This window comes from candidate division WOR-3 bacterium, assembly GCA_039801365.1.
Classification (GTDB): domain Bacteria; phylum Hydrothermota; class Tepidihabitantia; order Tepidihabitantales; family Tepidihabitantaceae; genus JBDRUN01.
Genome location: JBDRUN010000047.1, coordinates 1 through 18,066, shown reverse-complemented (window position 1 = coordinate 18,066; position 18,066 = coordinate 1). Strand labels below are relative to the sequence as shown.

Annotated in this window: 17 protein-coding genes; 15 read left to right on the top strand and 2 right to left on the bottom strand. The window is 57.0% G+C overall.

The genetic code is table 11. The annotated features are described in order from the left end of the window. The 15 genes from ABIL25_07025 to ABIL25_06955 all read left to right on the top strand — a co-directional run. Positions 1-679, top strand: a 679-nt coding sequence (locus ABIL25_07025) for a transposase (GenBank protein MEO0082027.1), incomplete at its 5' end; no start/stop codon positions are given. 701 nt (positions 680-1,380) lie between these two features. Then, positions 1,381-2,373, top strand: coding sequence for an ABC transporter ATP-binding protein (locus ABIL25_07020; GenBank protein MEO0082026.1), 993 nt, complete (start codon positions 1,381-1,383; stop codon positions 2,371-2,373). 5 nt (positions 2,374-2,378) lie between these two features. After that, positions 2,379-3,146: an ABC transporter permease gene (locus ABIL25_07015; protein MEO0082025.1), complete on the top strand. Its 768-nt coding sequence runs from the start codon at positions 2,379-2,381 to the stop codon at positions 3,144-3,146. Continuing rightward, positions 3,147-4,043: a hypothetical protein gene (locus ABIL25_07010; GenBank protein MEO0082024.1), complete on the top strand. Its 897-nt coding sequence runs from the start codon at positions 3,147-3,149 to the stop codon at positions 4,041-4,043. It begins immediately after the preceding gene. 69 nt (positions 4,044-4,112) lie between these two features. Further along, on the top strand, positions 4,113-4,646 hold the full coding sequence (locus ABIL25_07005; GenBank protein MEO0082023.1) for a type II secretion system protein: 534 nt from the start codon (positions 4,113-4,115) through the stop codon (positions 4,644-4,646). Between the two features lie 59 nt (positions 4,647-4,705). After that, positions 4,706-5,335 carry a hypothetical protein gene (locus ABIL25_07000; GenBank protein MEO0082022.1) on the top strand — a complete coding sequence of 210 codons (630 nt, stop codon included), beginning with the start codon at positions 4,706-4,708 and terminating at the stop codon, positions 5,333-5,335. 5 nt (positions 5,336-5,340) lie between these two features. After that, on the top strand, positions 5,341-6,165 hold the full coding sequence (locus ABIL25_06995) for a prepilin-type N-terminal cleavage/methylation domain-containing protein (GenBank protein MEO0082021.1): 825 nt from the start codon (positions 5,341-5,343) through the stop codon (positions 6,163-6,165). Next, positions 6,162-7,319, top strand: a complete 1,158-nt coding sequence (locus ABIL25_06990) for a prepilin-type N-terminal cleavage/methylation domain-containing protein (protein ID MEO0082020.1) — start codon at positions 6,162-6,164, stop codon at positions 7,317-7,319. Before ABIL25_06995 ends, ABIL25_06990 begins: the two co-directional genes overlap by 4 nt. A gap of 21 nt (positions 7,320-7,340) precedes the next feature. Beyond that, on the top strand, positions 7,341-8,948 hold the full coding sequence (gene pilM / locus ABIL25_06985; GenBank protein ID MEO0082019.1) for a type IV pilus assembly protein PilM: 1,608 nt from the start codon (positions 7,341-7,343) through the stop codon (positions 8,946-8,948). A 3-nt stretch (positions 8,949-8,951) separates the two neighbouring features. Then, positions 8,952-9,527 (top strand): type 4a pilus biogenesis protein PilO, encoded by a 576-nt coding sequence (gene pilO / locus ABIL25_06980; GenBank protein MEO0082018.1) that lies wholly within the window; start codon positions 8,952-8,954, stop codon positions 9,525-9,527. A gap of 49 nt (positions 9,528-9,576) precedes the next feature. Next, entirely contained in the window at positions 9,577-10,134 is a 558-nt protein-coding gene (locus ABIL25_06975; GenBank protein ID MEO0082017.1) for a hypothetical protein, read from the top strand. Between the two features lie 98 nt (positions 10,135-10,232). Next, positions 10,233-10,739 (top strand): hypothetical protein, encoded by a 507-nt coding sequence (locus ABIL25_06970; GenBank protein ID MEO0082016.1) that lies wholly within the window; start codon positions 10,233-10,235, stop codon positions 10,737-10,739. Between the two features lie 3 nt (positions 10,740-10,742). After that, positions 10,743-12,332, top strand: a complete 1,590-nt coding sequence (locus ABIL25_06965) for an AMIN domain-containing protein (protein MEO0082015.1) — start codon at positions 10,743-10,745, stop codon at positions 12,330-12,332. Between the two features lie 109 nt (positions 12,333-12,441). Beyond that, on the top strand, positions 12,442-13,557 hold the full coding sequence (locus ABIL25_06960) for a type IV pilus twitching motility protein PilT (protein ID MEO0082014.1): 1,116 nt from the start codon (positions 12,442-12,444) through the stop codon (positions 13,555-13,557). Positions 13,558-13,563: 6 nt separating this feature from the next. After that, positions 13,564-14,364, top strand: coding sequence for a prepilin peptidase (locus ABIL25_06955; protein MEO0082013.1), 801 nt, complete (start codon positions 13,564-13,566; stop codon positions 14,362-14,364). A gap of 778 nt (positions 14,365-15,142) precedes the next feature. Here ABIL25_06955 and ABIL25_06950 read toward each other — a convergent pair. Continuing rightward, the gene (locus ABIL25_06950) at positions 15,143-17,146 is read right to left on the bottom strand and encodes a carboxypeptidase regulatory-like domain-containing protein (protein MEO0082012.1); all 2,004 of its coding nucleotides are present in this window, start codon (positions 17,144-17,146) and stop codon (positions 15,143-15,145) included. 133 nt (positions 17,147-17,279) lie between these two features. Further along, positions 17,280-17,897 carry a hypothetical protein gene (locus ABIL25_06945; protein MEO0082011.1) on the bottom strand — a complete coding sequence of 206 codons (618 nt, stop codon included), beginning with the start codon at positions 17,895-17,897 and terminating at the stop codon, positions 17,280-17,282. Between the last annotated feature and the right edge of the window lie 169 nt (positions 17,898-18,066).

Here is an 18,066-nt window from a genome sequence, read left to right as displayed (position 1 = left end):
TGTCGCGGTGAAGGCAGTCATCAAACAGGCGACCGAAGCCGGTGGTTGGACCCGCATCTTCGATGAACAAGGTCAGCCGACCGACCGGGAGTACAAGACTGCGGTCCATTGCATGGAGAAGACCAAGGCGTTCACGCTTATCATCCAGCGCTGGCCGAATCCGAAGCCGGACCTGTTCCATCCCGAGTTCTACTGCTACCATGTATTTGCGACGAATGACGACAACCGCAGCACCAGGGAGCTCATCGAGTTCCACAACGGTCGTGGGAACGCGGAGAACCACCACAAGGAGCTCAAGCGCGGCTTCGGCATGGACTACTTTCCGTGTCAGCGTCTGCGCGCCGACGCCGTCTGGCTTGAGCTCGGCGTGCTGGGGCACAACTTGACCGTGGTGGTGAAGTGGCTGGTGCTGGGCGGTGACTGGACGAGGAAGACGATAGCGACGCTGCGCTGGGAGCTTGTCTTCATCGCCGGCAAAGTGGTGCGGCATGGCCGAGAGCTGTGGCTGCAAGTCAGAACCTGCTACTATGAACTACTGAAACTAATCCGCGACCGCTTGAGACTTGTCTTTGCGCCGACGTCACGCCAAAGCGGCGCAAGCACTCCATCGCATCACAACTGCTGTGCCGAACGCCTTCGACCGCAGACTTCAGCTTCTACATCGGGATTTGGGCGCTAGCTGGAGAACCGATATTGAGCTGAACCCGGTCAGGCAAAGTTGCTGGCCATGGTCCCGGATGACGGGTGTCGTCAATATAGGTTGGTCATGCCCTCGATAGCGTCTTTGGGGTAGAATTGCGAGGTGTTGAATGAGGATGGAGTCCTGTAACCCGTGGGGAAGAACACATTGGTATCTCTTGATTTGACCCCTTCGGTTAGAGGATCTCGATCTCGGCGACAGCGGGAAGCTGAACCAAAGAATCTGACAACAATGGGGGGCCGCAACTTCGGGCGACGGATGGCCTCTTGGTAGTATCATCGGTGGGGAAGATGAAGGTTGCAGGTGGACGGCTGGAGCCATGCCAGAGGTTGAGACTGCTGCCGAGGAAGACCACCAATTCGCCAAAGCGGGCGCGACGTTGCCAGTGACGGCCGAGGTTACCGTGGATACTTCCCTTGGCAGCGGCACTAGCCGAAAGACCCGAATAGGGCTCTTTCGATTATGCGCCGTCTAACTAACTCGCACTCCTTGAGCAGATTGACGAAATGTACTTTATCCATGGGTAGAGGCATAACCTGGTCGTGTTGCAATTGTCGAGCGTCCGTCAAGACTGACATTTCCATGCTCTGTTACTTTCCCGATGGCACCATCCTTGCTGTTTTGCAACTCTTGCCAGTGCTGCTTGACAGTAGCACGGGGCATTCTATACTGGGACTCCTATGGCGGTCATCGCCGAGCCGGTTATCCGCACCGTCAAGCTGAACAAGGTGTATCGGTCAGGATTCCGGATGAAGAAGGTCCACGCGCTTGTTGATTTGGACCTCGAAGTCGGCAGAGGAGAGACGTTCGGGTTCCTCGGTCCGAATGGTGCGGGGAAAACGACGCTGCTCAAGATACTTATGGGCCTCGCGGCACCGACATCAGGTTCCGCAATGGTCCTTGGCAAACCGACACGGGACGCTGGAGTAAAGTCACGGGTTGGTTTCCTGCCGGAATCGCCCTACTTCTACGAATACCTAACCGCAAGGGAGTTCTTAGTGCTAGCAGCCCAACTTGCCGGTCTTAACAGCCGGGAGGTTGAACAGCGGGTTAAGAGTCTGCTCAAGCTTGTGCGGATGGAACACGCGGCGGATGTACAGATGCGTGGGTACTCCCGCGGCATGCTGCAGCGTATGGGCATTGCCCAGGCTCTAGTTAGCGACCCAGAGCTTGTGATTCTCGATGAGCCGATGGGTGGGCTCGACCCGATCGGACGCAAGGAGTTCCGCGACATCATCGTGGAGCTACGCGAACGGGGCAAGACAGTTTTTTTCTCGACTCACATTCTACCAGACGTGGAGATGATCTGCGACCGGGTAGGTATCATCATTGCCGGTCGTCTCGTCAACACGGGCCGGTTGAACGAAATCCTGACCCAGGAGATTGAGTCCATTGAAATCACGGTGACCGGCGTGACCGGTAAGTTCCGGAAGGTTTTTGAGCGAGTTGCACGGCAGACAATCCGGTCCGAGGATACGTTGCTTCTTACGGTGAAAAACGAGGAGGAAGCCGACCGGGTGATGGCGGTCGTGCGCGAGGCTGGAGCGCGGGTTCAGGCACTCATACCCCGGCGCAAGACACTTGAAGACTACTTTATGGCCCATGTGGAGGGTGCGGGGAGCAGGGAGCAAGGGGATGAGACGAGCAGCGGAGTTGCGGTGAAAGGGCAGTGAAGCTGATGGCAGCTAGAGTCTGGGCACTTGCCACCAATACGTTCCGCGAGGCAATCCGGGATAAGGTCCTGCTGACTCTTCTTGTCTTTGCCTTGCTTGTCATGGGTAGTGCAAAAGTTATCCAGCCACTTGCGCTCGGAGAAGAGGCCAAGGTCGTGCAGGATATGGGGTTGGCGGCGATAACGCTTTTCTGTGTGCTCATTGCCGTGCTGGTTGGTGGTCGGCTTGTGTACAAGGAGGTGGAGAAACGCACGATTTACATTGTACTGGCGAAACCAGTCCGGCGGTGGGAATTTATTGTCGGCAAATATGTTGGACTGATGTTGGTGCTTGCGGCAAGCATGGCGATTATGACTGTCGGTCTATACCTAATTCTGTTCCTAACCGGAGTGAGACCATCGGCCTATCTTCTTGTCGCAGTAGTGATGAGTCTGTTTGAGCTTGTGGTTGTTACCGCCGTAGCAATTCTGTTCTCGACTTTCGTGACGCCGATTGCGAGTGCGGTGTTCACATTCGCCATCTACTTCGTCGGTCATCTGAGCCGGGACCTGAGGATGCTTGCAGCAATGAGTCCTTCACCAGTAGTGAAGGTACTGTCCCAGTTCCTGTACTACGTTCTGCCGAACCTGACCAATTTTAACGTCCGGGGAGAGGTCGTCCATAACGTTCTACTGAACCCACAGGCCTTGATTCTTGCTGCGTTGTATGCGCTCTGCTATGCGGCCACGGCGCTTCTGATTTCGGTGCTTGTTTTCTCGAGGAAAGATTTCTGATTGGTTGAGGAAATAACCGGTCAGTCACACCGGCCAGTAGGGCCGGGCCGACTGGCGCTGATGCTGCCAGTGGTGCTCGTCCTCTGGGGATTCGTCGGCGTATATCTCCTGCAGCTTGCGATTGATGACACTCGGCGTCAGGGCGTACAGGAACGGCTGATTGAAGAGCTGGCGTATTTCCCTTCCGGCCGGTTCTTGCGGCAGGCCGCGGTCGAATACCAGGCTGTGGCCGCAGACTTCGTCTGGCTAAGGGCAATACAATACTATGGCCATCACCTGATGACCGACCGTAAGTACGAGTGGCTTGGTCATGTGTTCGAGATTCTGACTACGCTGGATGAGCGTTTCATCGGAGCCTATCACTTCGGCGCAATGACCCTGGCCTGGGACGCTAGCGAACCGAATCAGGCAGTAAAGATGTTGGTGGATGGGATGAAGGCTAACCCGATGGCATGGCAACTGCCTTTCGATGCTGGGTTTATCTGCTACATGCAACTTGAGGATTATGAAGCAGCGTCCGAATTCTTCAGGATTGCGTCAAAGCTGCCCGACGCGTGGGTGGTAGCGGAACGCTGGGCGGCAGTCTCCATGACCAAGGCTGGCAGAGCCGACATCGCAAGGCAGATGTGGCTGGATATATACCACGGAACTGAAAATCGGGCGCTCCGGGCATTGGTACTGAGACAGCTCAGACATCTGAAGCTGGAGGAAGGCCTTGCCCGACTACAGCAGGCAGTCGACCAGTTTCAGGAGGCCAAAGGACGACTGCCGGTAAGTCTGGGTGAACTTGTGCGCGCTGGATTCATCGAGAAAATTCCCGAGGAACCATATGGTGGCCGGTTCTTTCTGGACGGCGGCCAAGTCAGAACCACGACGCCACCGACACGCCGGGAATAAACAAACAGGAGGAGCACCGCCTGGCTTGACAGGCAGGTCTTGTTGACCTATACATTATGAGGAGCACTTATGCGTGTTGAGAGAGGCTTCACCCTGGTCGAGCTGCTGGTTGTGATATTGATACTGGGCATCCTGTTGGGAATGACGATTCCCCGATTCGGCCTGGTTCGGGAGCGGGCAAGGGAATCAGCCATGAAAATGAACCTGCACAATGTTCAAGTAGTCATTGAGCTGTTCCACAGTGAGCAGGGATACTACGCTGATGACTTCTACGAGGACGAGTATGGAGGTTACTTCCCGGGCGGGATACTTGGGGTTGAGATGGGCCGACTGCCGACAAATCCCTGGACCGGTCGGCAGATGGACCCAGATGAGTTCAATGCCGAGGACTACGATTCTGAGAGTGATTGCAGCAATACTCAAGAAAACGGGCCGAACGATGTTGACGGCTACTATCCGGGCGAGATTGTCTACGCGGTTTACGACCCGCCGGGAACTTGGTCGCCGACCCACTACGGGCTGGTTGGCATTCAACATTCCGGAATCTCGATGCGGGACTATGACGTAGACGAGAATGTGGTGATATTTGTCCTTCATAACTAGGTATGAACCGCGCTGGTTGTTTCTTGACACTACTTAGCGCAAGGTCTATAATTGCCCGAATGAAAAGGACTTCTGCACTCGGCGGCAGACAGCGGGATTCCGATACCGTGCTGGAATCCTCAATCGGTAGCCATGAGTCCGAACCAGGGGTAGTTCCTGATTCACCAGTGGGCGGCTGGAGTCTGGTTGAGTTACTTGTCGTAATCTCGGTCTTAGGGTTGATTCTTGCCTTTTTTGTACCACCGGTTGTCAGCCGGATTACAACCTACGCCAAGCGGGTCGCGACCGAGCAACAACTCAGGGTGCTGAGGGATGCCATTGCCGGAAGTCCGGATGTGCAGATTGGTGGGGAGATTGTGATGACCGGTTTTCGGAACGACGTCGGTCGGTTGCCGCGACACCTCATTGAGCTTGCGACTAACAACCCGTTCGAAGGAATCTACGCTAACGTACTGTACGTCGGCAAGGAGACTTTGCCGCGTTGGGACCCATATCTGAAAAAGGGGTGGAACGGCCCGTATGTCCGGGAGGACGGCAGTATGAGGTATCGCTACGACGCGTGGGGTATAGAGTTTCGATACCGGGTAGTCAACAACGATACGGTCGGGTTGGAGAGTGCAGGCCCAGATGGGGTGTTCTGGGGTCAGCCAGGATCCCAGACTGATGATGACATAAGAGTACTTTTCTAGGGAAGATGATGAATCCCAAGTCGCCAACGATGAGGTTATCCAGCGGTGTTACCCTTCTGGAACTTCTGGTTGTGATGATGATCCTCAGCCTCATACTGACAGCGGCCGTCAAGACATGGGACGTTACGCTGGAGCGCGGCCGGTTTGAGACCACGAAGAAGAAGCTTGACCAACTGGCGACAGCAATCGTTGGGGATCCGAATGCCGTCGTCGCGGGACAGCGGGTTGACTTTGGGTACGTTGGCGATGTTGGTTTGCTGCCGTCGAAGCTGGGCGACCTTGTTAAGGACCCTCTCGGACTGCCCGACAGTATCAATCCTTGGCGTGGACCATACATGCGGGCTACGTTCAGTGAGTCACCCGAGGGGTACCGAGTTGACGGCTGGGGCGATACCATAGTGTACAGCAGGGACAGTCTGTTCGTGCGCAGCTACGGCGGGTATGGGCCGTTGGAGCGAAGTCGGCATATTACCCGTGAGTTCGGTTACACCTATGATGCCCTGATGAAAAACACGGTTGACGGTCAAGTCTTGGATGTACGTGGGGTGCCGCCGCCTGATACGCTTATGAACGGCGTGGACATCAGGGTCGAGATGTACGGCCCTAGGAATGGCATTCTGACCTGGGTACCGGCTGTTTACGGGACAAACGGCCAGTTCAGATTTTATCCAGTACCGCAAGGGAACAGACATCTTTTGAGAGCAGTGTACATCCACGACATTCCGCCACCAGTTGATTCCGTAGTCAGCCAGCGGTATGTGACAGTGTACCCGAAGGTTGGTGCGCGCGGACTTCAGGTAAGGTTGGACGTGGATTGGAGCCAGGAATGAGAATCACTTTACACCCCACGTTTGACACCGCGCGGCGGGATGGATTCACTCTGATGGAGCTTCTCGTGGTGTTGCTCATCATCGGGGTTCTGAGCACGGTGGCGATACGGACGATTGACGCAACCCGGGACCGGGCCCTTTTCGACCAGACGACCGCAGAGATGAAACAGCTGGTGTATGCAGTCACTGGTAACCCAGACATTCTGTCGGACGGTCGGAGGGTTGATTTCGGGTTCTTCGGAGACATGGGTCGATTGCCCGAAGAGCTGCGGGAGTTGGTTGAGAACACCACCGGATCGCCCCACTGGCGCGGACCCTATTTCCGCCGCAGTCTTACCGGTGACAGTCTCGGTTATCTGTACGATGCGTGGGGCAACCCCTATACGTACGACAAGGGGTCAGGTGTGATTTCCACGGTTGGCAACGGTAAGTATCCGATGACGATGAAAGTCGCAGACGACCTAGGGCAGTTGTACGATAATTCAATCGTTGGTCAGGTGTCAGACCCGGACGGCAACCCACCGGGTGGGTCCAGTGTGCGGGTGGTTCTGACTACAAGCTATGGTACCTACTCCAAATACAAGGTTGTGAACCCAGGCGGTGACTACGAATTCTCCTTGGCAAAGGGCGATTCCGTGCCTTTGGGTACCCACCGGCTAGTGGCTTTCTTGGGTACGACCGACAGTATCGTGCGTTGGGTGACGGTAGCGCCTCGTTCAAGGAACGTCGTGGACTTCAGGTTTAGCCGGCCGTTTGTAAGTCAGTTGCGCATGGTCGGCCAGCCACGCATACCGCTTGGCGTGCCGGACAGCTCCGGGTTTGAGTTCGACATTGTAAGCAACTACCTACAGTCGGTGACCGTTGACTCGTTTGTCGTTGACTATGTCTCAGACAGCGTGTATTTCCGGACGCTACAGATTGACCACACGATGCAGGCGGGTTATCCCCGGCCAAATGATTCGCTCATCGGCCCGGGACTGGCGACGGCGAGGATTGTGCCCGGTGTCACAATTGCGCCGAACATGACGCAGACGGTGACAATCGGGTTGTATGAGTTTGCGACTACTCGAGCTGGCACGGACACAGCTAACATTCATGACAAGACCTTCCGCATCCGGTTCAGCGAAGGTTCGGTGATAACCGTCAAACCTTGACGGCGGACATAAGGAGGAATATTGGCAACTAGCGTATTCAAGGGAGCAGGCGGCAGGGGCACCCTCTGCATTGACATCGGGTCAAACTCGGTGAAGTTTGTCAAGATCGAGGGCGGCCGGGTTGTTGACTACGGACTCAAGGAAATCGGCGAGGCGTTCGACGTGCCGTCAATCCTGAGAGAACTTGTCAAGGACTACCGGCCGAAGGAGGTTTACAGCTTTGTCTCCGGTCCTTCGGTGAGCGTACGCCAGGCACCATTCCCGAAGATGAACCGCCGCGAGCTGAAGGATGCGATTCTTCTCAGACTGGAAAAATACTCGCCGTTTACTCTGGATGAGGCGATACTCGATTTCAAGACCTTAGGCCCGGTTCGGGAGGCAGGTGCAATTAAGGACAATGTGATGGTCGTCGCGGCCCGCAAGGACGTCGTGTCAGATCATATCTCAACTTTGAAGAAGGCTGGTCTTGAGCCGACCGCACTGTCAGTTATTCCGTTCGCACTGCAGGCAGCGGTGAAGAAGTATGGTCGCGTCGGACCGGACGAGACAGTATGTGTGCTGGATATCGGAGCTGAGTTTACCGATATTGTGTTCATGAAAGGTGAGCGGCTGGACCTGTCCCGGACGATCACGACCGCGGGTAATGCGATTACTGAAGCGATGACTGTGGCAATTACGACTGAGGAAGGCCAGCTTGCACTCGATGCCTACGACGCGGAGCGGTTGAAGCGGGAGTACGGCATTCCCGGCGAGGACAATACCGACACACTGCCCTCTGGAATTATGGTGAAACGGCTGGCTACCTTGCAGCGACCCGCACTCGAGCGGTTCGTAGCCGAGATCAACCGTTCGATGGACTACTACCGGCGGGAGTACGGTGAAGCCAGAATCGACCGGGTGCTGGTCTGCGGAGGGACTGCGGCGATGCGCGGTCTTGTTGAGTACATCCAGACGAGCTTGGCAATCAAGACCGAGTTCTTCGACCCGTTCAAGACCTTCAACTTGTACCGCCCGGGTACCAAGCCTGAGGACGAAATCGGTCACCGGCTAGTGACAGCGCTCGGCCTAGCCTTTGACCATACGGCAGTTGATCTTCTGCCAAGTGAACTGCGCACGGGCAAGTTTCAGGCACGGGACATAAGGTTGGTGACGGTGCTCGGGGTACTCTGGGTTGGACTGCTTGTCGTCATCTATATTGCCCTTGCCGGCTGGTCGCAGGCCTCGTCGTTTCAGGTCAACCGGCTGAAGCGGGAGCTGAAGGCAACCGAGGAGTCGAACCGCGAGTATTTCGAGCTTGACCAGCGAGTGCGTGACATCGAGGCGAAGCAGCGCAGTTTGCGGGACATTGTCGGCGTGAGAGCGCTGGCGGTGCCAGTCATGGCTGAGCTTTCGCGACTCGTGCCCCAGAACATAAAGTTGAATACACTGGCCCTTGTCGGCCAGAAAGACGTCAAGATGACCGGGGTTGTATCGAGTGAACCATACTTGCTTGATATCAACCTGTCCCAGTTCATGCTTGACCTTGAGGCGAACCCTCGGTTCAAGCAAGTTCAGCTCAATTCGAAGAACCGGACAACACTTGAGGGTGAGACGGTTCTCGAATTCGAGCTGCAGTGTACAACGGAGTGAGCCATGGTACTACTTGAGCGACGGATACTTCTCATTGGGCTTGTTGTTGGTGTCCTCCTGGGCGTCTTCGCTGTGTTGGTGCTGTACCAGCCGCGCCTCGCTGCCCGGCAACGCAACGCTGCTGAGGTAGCCCGACTCCGCAAGGAACTCGAGGCGACCAGAGAACGGGTGAAGGGAATCGGCCGGCTCCGGGCCCGGCTGGTGGAGTTGGAGGCGGCGGATGCGGCGTTTGCGGCCCGTGTGGTACCGCGCGGTGAGATGCTGCCGGTCTTGGCGCGCCTTGCGACGGAAGCTGAAGGTGCAAAGGTTAGATTCATTGAGATTATGCCGCCCGGTCTAGATACGCTTCTTCAGCAGGAGAATCCTAGTGCGCCGTTGCGTGCGGTTCCATTCGTAGTGACCGTCCAGGGCCGTTACCTCGACATCGGTCGTTACGTTGAGGACCTGGACAAGTTCCCCTACTTTGTGCGGGTACCGGACTTCGAGGTGACGGCACGTGAGGACATCCGGCCCGAGGTTGAGGTCAAACTGCTTCTAAACCTCTACGCCTCAAGTCTGGCTGCCGGCGGGAAGCTGTGAGTAAGAACCATCTGGACCGGCGCACTGTAGTCTCTCCCGGGAATGCCTGATGAGAAGGATAGTGATTATCATCGTGCTGGTGGCAGTGGTGGGATTTGCCGGTTACATGCTGTTGCGGCCCAAGCGACCGGCTACCGGGTCCCGCTCTGCCACGGCCGATACATCCGGTTCTTCGGTAAGCTCTCGGTCGGCTTCGAGCAGGGGCCGGACCACAGGTCGGCTTAAGGCCAAGACTAGGGAGGACCTAAAGGCGGAGAAGGCAAAGCGACGCAAGGAGGAACGTCAGCGCCGACGAGAGCTTAAACGCCAAGAACGCGAGAAACGCCGACGGCTTAAGGCCGCAGGTCGGCGTCGGGGCAGACGCTCAAAGCGGCGCCGGGGCGGCCAGTTCTACGTTGTGAGCGCTATTGTTTCGCTCGGCAGCGAGAGCTATGCACTCGTGGATGGCCGGCGTGTAGGCATTGGTGATGTGGTCATGGGCCGGCGGATTGTTGCAATACTACCTGACCGGCTCGAAGTTGAAGCGTTCGGCCGGATGACAACGGTGCGGGTTGGAGAAAGTTTGCTGCCACCAAGCTACTACACCGAGCGCCGACGACGAGGGTAGATGAGAGTGCAAATCACGAAGCGTGAACGACTAACTCAAGACGCCAGACTCGATAGCAGACGTTCACTGCTGTTTCGACTTTGGAAGAAAGGAGTACCTTGAGACGACGAATTCTGACCGTTCTGGGATTGGTCGTAGGGCTGCTGGCAATCTATACGCTGGCTTTTCGAGTCGTGCGAGCAGACGACTGGACCACCGGCGCCCGAGCTGCAGCCGACCGTCTGACAGTGGCGGCCTCACAGGCTACCGGCTCGGTCAAGTCGGTCGGCACCGCGGCCAAGCAGTCTGAAGCGACGCCTGCCACCGAGCAAAAGTCAGGAGATGCCGTAAAGTCGGCGTCCGGTTCCGGGGATGTGGTCCCGGCCGCGGAGCCCGAGGTCTGGGGTTCAGACCCGTTCGTGCGCGACTGGGTTCTCGTCAATGAACTCGCGGAGCTGAGTCTCAAGGCGATTACGATGGGCGGCGAGCGGGCTTATGCCCTGATCAACGACCAGATTCTCGAAGAAGGGGACCAGATCAGCGGTAAGCGCATTGTCAAGATAGAAGCCGACAAGGTCATACTTGAGCAGGGAGGAAGAACATTCAACCTGCTCCTGGGGGAGTAAATCATGAGCAAAACGGTACTGGTAACGACAGTTCTTGTGCTTGGACTGGCCGTGTGGACTGCTGCTGAAGAGCAGGCCGCGGTGACCGGCATCGCGGTTGACAAGCTGCTTGATGGTGTTCGGGTAACAATCGCCTGTAAGGGAAACCCGAACGTAAGTTCATTCCTGTCCGAACAGCCGGCTGCGGTCGTCTTGGACTTCATGGGTACAACGAGCAAGCTCGACCGGGACCGAATTGAATCAAACTTCTACCCGGTTTCCGCAGTTACGGTGCAGCCAAGCGAAGCAACCTCCGGGCTGCGGGTTGCCGTTCGGCTCCGGGACCTTGTCGAGCACTCGGTTACCCGTGAGGAGGGACTGGTTATTGTGAACCTGGGCACGACCCCGGTGGTATCCGCGCCGCCAGCCGAGTCCGAAGACCCATTTGCCGGCAAGAAAGTGACACTCTACGTTAAGGACGCAGAAATCGGCGACGTGCTACGGATGCTTGCTGGCCAGTTTAATCTCAACGTGCTTGTGACCCAGGACGTGAAGTCGGTCGTTACCGTCCGGCTCGCCGATGTGCCGCTGCGGACCGCGGTCGAAGCGCTGTTGAAGGCGGCGCTGTGCGACATGGTGGAAGGTGACGGCGGTGTGTTCATCATCAAGCCAGTGAAGAAGGATATGTATGGCCAGACCTTGACTCGTGTCTTCACACTCGACTACGTCGAGGCGCAGGATGCGGTTGACATGGTGCAGAAGGTGCTTTCCGACCGGGGTACGGCCAGGATCGGTTATCGGCGGGTTGGCAAAGGCGGAGGGGCCGAGCGAAGCGCGGTGATCGTTGTAACCGACATTCCAGAGGCGCTCGATGGCGTTGCTCAGGTCATTGCCGAAATTGACCGACCAGTGCCGCAGGTGTCAATCGAGGCAAAGTTCGTTGAGACGACCCATTCAGCTGAGGACCGGTACGGCATTGAGTGGACGATTGCAGCTTCGGCTGCCACCGGGCCGTTTGACCCGGATAAGGATTTCGGGTTTCCCTTGGTCTACGGCGAGATGGTGCTCGGTAAGGTGAAGCTGGATCAGTTCCGGGCCACGCTCGAGGTTATGGCCAGCCGGGGCAACGCCCGGATTCTAGCTAGTCCCACGACGATTACGATGGACAACCAGACCGCGGTCGTATCAATGGGCCTGGACGTGCCGGTGCGCGAGGTTCGCAAGGACCGGGAAACCGGTGAGGTGATTTACTCCTGGACCAAGCGTTCGATTCCGATTTCGCTTGAGGTCACGCCGCACGTCACGTCAGATGGCCGGGTTACGATGAACGTGAAGCCTTCAGTTGAAGCGATAACCGGGTGGGTTGGTTCAGCAGACGACCAGCAGCCGATCGTTGCGAAACGGAGCGCCGAAACACAGGTTACGGTCGGTGACGGTGAAGTGGCAGTAATCGGCGGCCTGGTGCGGGAAGAAACGACACACAACGTTGGCAAGATTCCGCTTTTGGGAGACATTCCGATTCTCGGCCATCTTTTCAAGAAGACCACGGTCCGGCGTGAGAAGAATGACCTGATGATATTCATTATCCCGCATGTATTGCCGGCCGAAGGATAGAAACTGAGCGCAGTTACGGTACAGCGAGTTCCCTCCCCCGTTATGGGGGAGGGAATTGCTTCCGTGCCTGGCGCAAGGCTTGGCCGTAGAGCGTGGCAGGAGAAGTTCAATGGACATAGATGAGCTACTTCGGTATGCGGTCAAGTACGGTGCGTCCGATCTGCACATAACGGTCGGCAATCCGCCGATTCTGCGGGTAAATGGCCGACTGAAGAAAATCCCCGGGCCGGCGCTCACGGCGACCGACGCTCAGGCACTTATTCATCCGATACTCACCGAAGAACAGCGAGCAGCGGTTGAGCGAAAGCGGGAAATTGACCTTTCGTACACCTGGGGTACGTCATCGGCCGTCCATTCCGGTACGGTCAGTGTCGAATACGTAACCCCGGAACGAATCCGGGCCCGGGTCAACGTGTTTCTCGACCTCACCGGCATTGGTGCGGCATTCCGGATAATCCCGGCCCAGATAAGGAGGCTTGAGGAGTTGCCGGCACCAGAGTCGGTCGCCGAGCTCACTCGGGCTCCTTCCGGACTCGTGCTAGTGACCGGTCCAACCGGGTGCGGCAAGTCTACGACCCTTGCAAGCATGATTGATAGAATTGACCAGGAGCGCGCGGCCCGGATCATCACAATCGAGGACCCGATCGAGTACATCTTTCGCAGTCGGAACTGCCTTATCAGCCAGCGTGAAATCGGCACTCATTCGAAGTCTTTTGCCGCGGCACTGCGCGCCTGCCTGCGCGAAGACCCTGATGTTATCCTTGTCGGCGAGATGCGAGACCTCGAGACCATTCAGCTTGCACTCAACGCAGCCGAGACAGGTCACCTTGTGCTTTCGACACTTCACACAAGCAGCGTAGCGCAGACCGTGGACCGGGTTGTGGACGTGTTCCCGGCCGACCAGCACGAGTATGTGCGCCAGATATTTGCCAACGTCATTCAAGGCATCATCGCCCAGAAACTGCTTGTGCGCAAAGATGGCAGGGGACGGCTCGCAGCGATGGAGGTTCTAATTGTTACTCCGGCAGTTCGCAACATGATAAGAGAAAACAAGTCTCACCAAGTTTTCTCAATGGTGCAGACCGGTTCAGAACACGGTATGCAGACGATGGATCAGTGTCTGACTGAACTGCTGCGTAAGGGGTTGATCTCGCATGAGGTGGCACTGGCGGCCGCAGTCGAGCGGAAGCTGTTCGGTCCGGCCCGGGCCGAAGACGAACTCTAGTCGCTGGTGGTCTGGTTCCTGATTCTGGTTCTAGGGCTCGCGCTTGGCAGTTTCCTAAACGTCTGCATTCATCGAATACCGCGCGGTGAGTCCGTTATCACCCCGCCTTCGCACTGCCCACGGTGCGGCAAACGCATAAGACCCTATGACAACATCCCGCTTCTCTCCTACGTCCTTCTCGGCGGTCGGTGTCGGGATTGTCGCGCAAGGATATCAATCCGGTATCCGCTGGTTGAGGCTTTGGTCGGGATATTGTTTGTCGCCTCGTATGCCCGGTTCGGACTTGACTGGGCACTGGTCCGTGCGCTGCTTCTCATCGTATTTCTTGTTCTTATCGCTTTCATTGACTTGGACTGTCAGATTATACCGTTCCGGGTGAGCATTCCCGGACTCGCGCTTGGGCTGGCAAGTCCACTTCTGCCGGGGTCACAGGTAAGCTTGGCGAATGCGGTGACGGGAGCTGCGGTTGGTGCGGTGTTTGTCGCCGGTTCCTGGCTCCTTTGGCGATTCGTACTCGCTGGTGCATTCAGAAAGGTGGGGGTCAATCAGAAAGAAGGCATGGGTTGGGGTGACTTGCCGTTGGCCGCGATGATTGGCGCCTTTGTCGGCTGGCAGAGCACGGTTGTGGCGCTGTTCTGTGCGGTGCTTTCGGGCGTGATTGTCGGACTTCTTCTGCGGGCCGCGGGCAGGACGGGCCGGGGCCAGCCGATGCCGTTCGGTCCGTTCCTTGCATTTGGCGGGCTAGTGGCCCTTTTCTTCGGCAGCGTACTATTTGACCTCTACATTAGAGCTGTACTCGGCCGATAGCTAGCAGCAGCTCGGTACCGCCGTTTTTTTCTGACGTGCATTCTGGAGAGTTGTCGAACGCTGTTGCGGGCAGCGTGGGGAGTGCTGTGCCGGTTTGGGTGACAGGGAACTTGTCAGGTTTCGTGATCATCTCCGTCCTGGACTTTCTTGCGCCGAATGTGTCTGGTCTCATACCAAGTCCCGTAGGGACAAGAGTAATCGACGTGGTGGCGAAAACTGAGATCAGGAAGTTGTCGTCCGACGTGGCGGAAGTCTTGTTCGCGGGTGTGCTAATGTCGGTGCGAAAGACCGTGCCGGAACCGATGAAGGTGACCGTATCTAAGGGGATGACGGAGTCCTTTGGTCGCCAAGCGGCCTTTTTGCGAGAGAATCTGTAACGTGTTTGCATTCCGCAGGTTATACTCCACCACCGTCAGAGTGGCCGCGTTGCCTGTGAGAGCCGGCTACCGGGAAGAACTGTAGACTTTCCACCCGGGGGATGGCCGGGAGGCCGTATAGGTAGTGGCTTCTGTCCAAGCTGTTGTCCGAGTGTCAACTTCTGGTTTCTCCTGAAGGTCAATTTCTTCCTCGTGGCGTCTGATATCTGTAACATACAGGGTAGTCTTGGTGGCGGCTTCTGAGAAGTTAGACGGGGCACCGCTTCTGACAGCTTTCCAGGCATCAGTGACAACCTCGTTCGGACTGCCGGCGTACCGTTTAGCGTCTGGCGGAATCGGACCTTGCAGGAGATGAAAGGCGCGGGGGCCGAGTCGGCCCCCGCGCTAAGAACAGACCGTGCCTATTGCCCGGACTTTAGGATGACGAACTCGACCCGGCGGTTGAGCGCCCGGCCGTCTTCGGTCTCGTTCGAGGCAACCGGCCTGGACTCGCCGTAACCCTTGGCGGTCAGCCGGTTGGCGTCAATACCGAAGTTCTGAACTAGGTAGTTAACCACTGCCCAAGCCCGTTTGTCGGACAGTTTGAGGTTGTAGTCATCCGAGCCAATCCAGTCGGTATGGCCCTGGATTTCGACCTTGATTTCCGGGTTATCTGTGAGAATCTTGGCCGCGTCGGCCAAGGCAGAGTGGGATTCGGGTTTGATTGTTGCCTTGTTGAAGTCGAAGTAGATGCCGCGTAGGGTTATAGTCATGCCCTCTTTGACGAGCTCGAAGTCCTTGACGAGCGGCTTGTTCTCCTCTAGCACGAGTGCTGCAGTCTGGGTAATGTAGCCCTCTGACGTTACCTTGACGGTATAGGAGCCGACCGGAAGATCGGTCTTGTACACGCCGGTGGCCGGGTCGGTTCTGACTTCAGACACGTCGCTTCCCGGGAATGACACGGTGGCGACCAACGGCTTGCCTTCCTTCTTGTCCGAAACTTTACCGGTCAGGGTAGACTTGAGAGTCAGCGGCTTGAGGGCAAAGGTTGGGGCGGCAACCCGGCCATCCTCAACCTGGACAGTCTGGGACGACTTGAAGTAACCGTCGGCTTCGGCGGTTACGGTGTACACGCCGACTGGTACATTGTCGATACGGAACGAGCCGGTGCCGACATCAGAAGTAACCGGACCGATGTCCGCGCCGACAAATTCAACCTTGGCCGCCAGCGGCAGGCTGGTCACGGCGTCAGTGACTAGGCCGGCGACCACGCCGTAGGTGATAACCGGCTTCAGGGCGAACTGGTACTGAGACACCGTGTTGCCTTTCACGTCTATCGGCACGGCCTGACTGTGATAACCGTCGGCCGAAACTTCGACTACGACGACCCCTGCTGGTACCTTCTCCACCTTGAACACACCGGTCGCAGGGTCAGTAGCAATTGGCAGAAGTTTTGGATTCTCTGGGAAGTTCACGCGCGCGGCCAGCGGCGCGCCCGTGCGGGCATCGGTGACCGAGCCGGCAATGGTGCCTAGCTCAGGCGGCAGCCGCTTGCCGAACGGCGTAGCAATGCTCACACCGAGGATTAGCTCGTCAGGCGAGACTCGTCTGGGCGCGAAGCTGTAACCGAGTTTCAGGGTCATCCCGGAGGTGGTTGTGCCTAAAGCGACACCGGGTGTGATGCGGAAATCACTGCCGGTTGTGTCGTCGAAAATGTTGCCGAACCCGGGGAAACCATCGCTGCTCGGTTGGAGCACGCGGGTATCTAAGAACAGTGCAAACCCCTTGGCGGCCAGTTCAATGCCAGCACCGTACAGGTCAAAGTCTCCGCGCTTTCCGAAGTTTAGCATGAAGTTCGGCAGGCTCGTGCCTAAGTCCTGCAGTTGCAGCGAAGCTAGTCCGGTCCAACTCAGGCCGTCCGCAGGTGGTACCGCTACTGGGTCATACCAGCCCTGGGGCGCCTTGGCCGTATCCGGTTCTCCACGCTCAACGAATCGAAACGACCCGATAGCGCCGAGTTTGAGAACCGGAATTATGGGAATTGAGAGTTTGGCACCAGCATTGAGGTCGTGCAGCCCATAGACGAACTGGCGCTTTGCCTCACTCGGTCGGGGTGAGGGATAAGCATACTGGAACAAGCCGCCCCAAGTACCGAATAGTTCCAAACCGACGTACTGGGTTACCAACGGCGCGTAGTTCAACTCGGGCGCAATGAGGTCCGCGACGAGGTTGTAGTCGGGATAGGAGAAGTCGCCGTACCGTGAGTACCGTGTCAGGCCGTGGAAAGAGATTGACAGCCCGGCTTCGTTCTCGACCAGCGGGTTCTGGACACGGAACAAGCCGCGGCCGCCGCCGATAGCCGGATAGGCAGACAGGCTACCGGCGATGAGGAAAACAAGCACTACCACTACGCTCAGTCTTTTCATACTACCTCCTTTTTCATTTCCGGGTTTTCGACACCCAGAGGCGACCGCCTCTGCCTCCGTTCACCGAGAACCACATGTTCGTTTGGCACACGCCAACAACCGATCAGGATCTGGCCGGTATTCCTGCTGTTGGCTACTGGTTCAGCCGCGATGGCTCGTCCCACCAGTTGCCCATCACAATTGTCGTGAATGCTTCGGCCCTGATGTCCTTTTTCGAAGCGTCGTCGTAGCCAGTTACGGTAACCTTGGCGGTCAGCGTTGCGACCTCGCCGTACTCTTCTTCCGGGCTGCCTTGGGCCTCGTCCTCGAAGTACTTGGTTTTCCACCAGGATGGAACGAGTGTGAAGGTTGCCTTCTTGACGGTCTTGCCCTCAGGGTCAGCCGGGATAACGATGTTTGTTCTCATGACCGCCGGGTCGTACTGGGTTCCGGCAGCATCCGAGTAGTCGATCTGAATCTTGGTGATATGGGCCTGGTAAGGGGTCCAGGTTGGCAAGCCGAGCCCAAGTTCGACGTACTGGAGCTGAATTTCGACGTTGTCCTCTGGTATCTGCTCAATCTGAATGACTTCGGGTGGCTCACCCGGTTCGCTGGGCAGGGTGAACTCGCCGAAGTCAATGATGTCAGAGACAAGTGGGACGCCGTCGTTGATACTTACAATTCTCAGCGCGCCTTCGCGCTGGCAGCCGGTAACAAGCAGAAAACTGCAGGCCGCAGCCAGGACCGACAAGCCGAAGACAGTTCGACGCATTACGCTCCTCCTTAAGAATGCAAGGAGATTGTATTGTATCATACAGGGCTGTCAAGCGGGCGCGTTGCCTCACCAAAAATGTACTCGAAGCTACCCCGTTGCCTCACGTAAGAAAAGTACTCGAAACAGGAGGCATAATCTGACCAGCCCTTACCATGAAAGGAGTTGG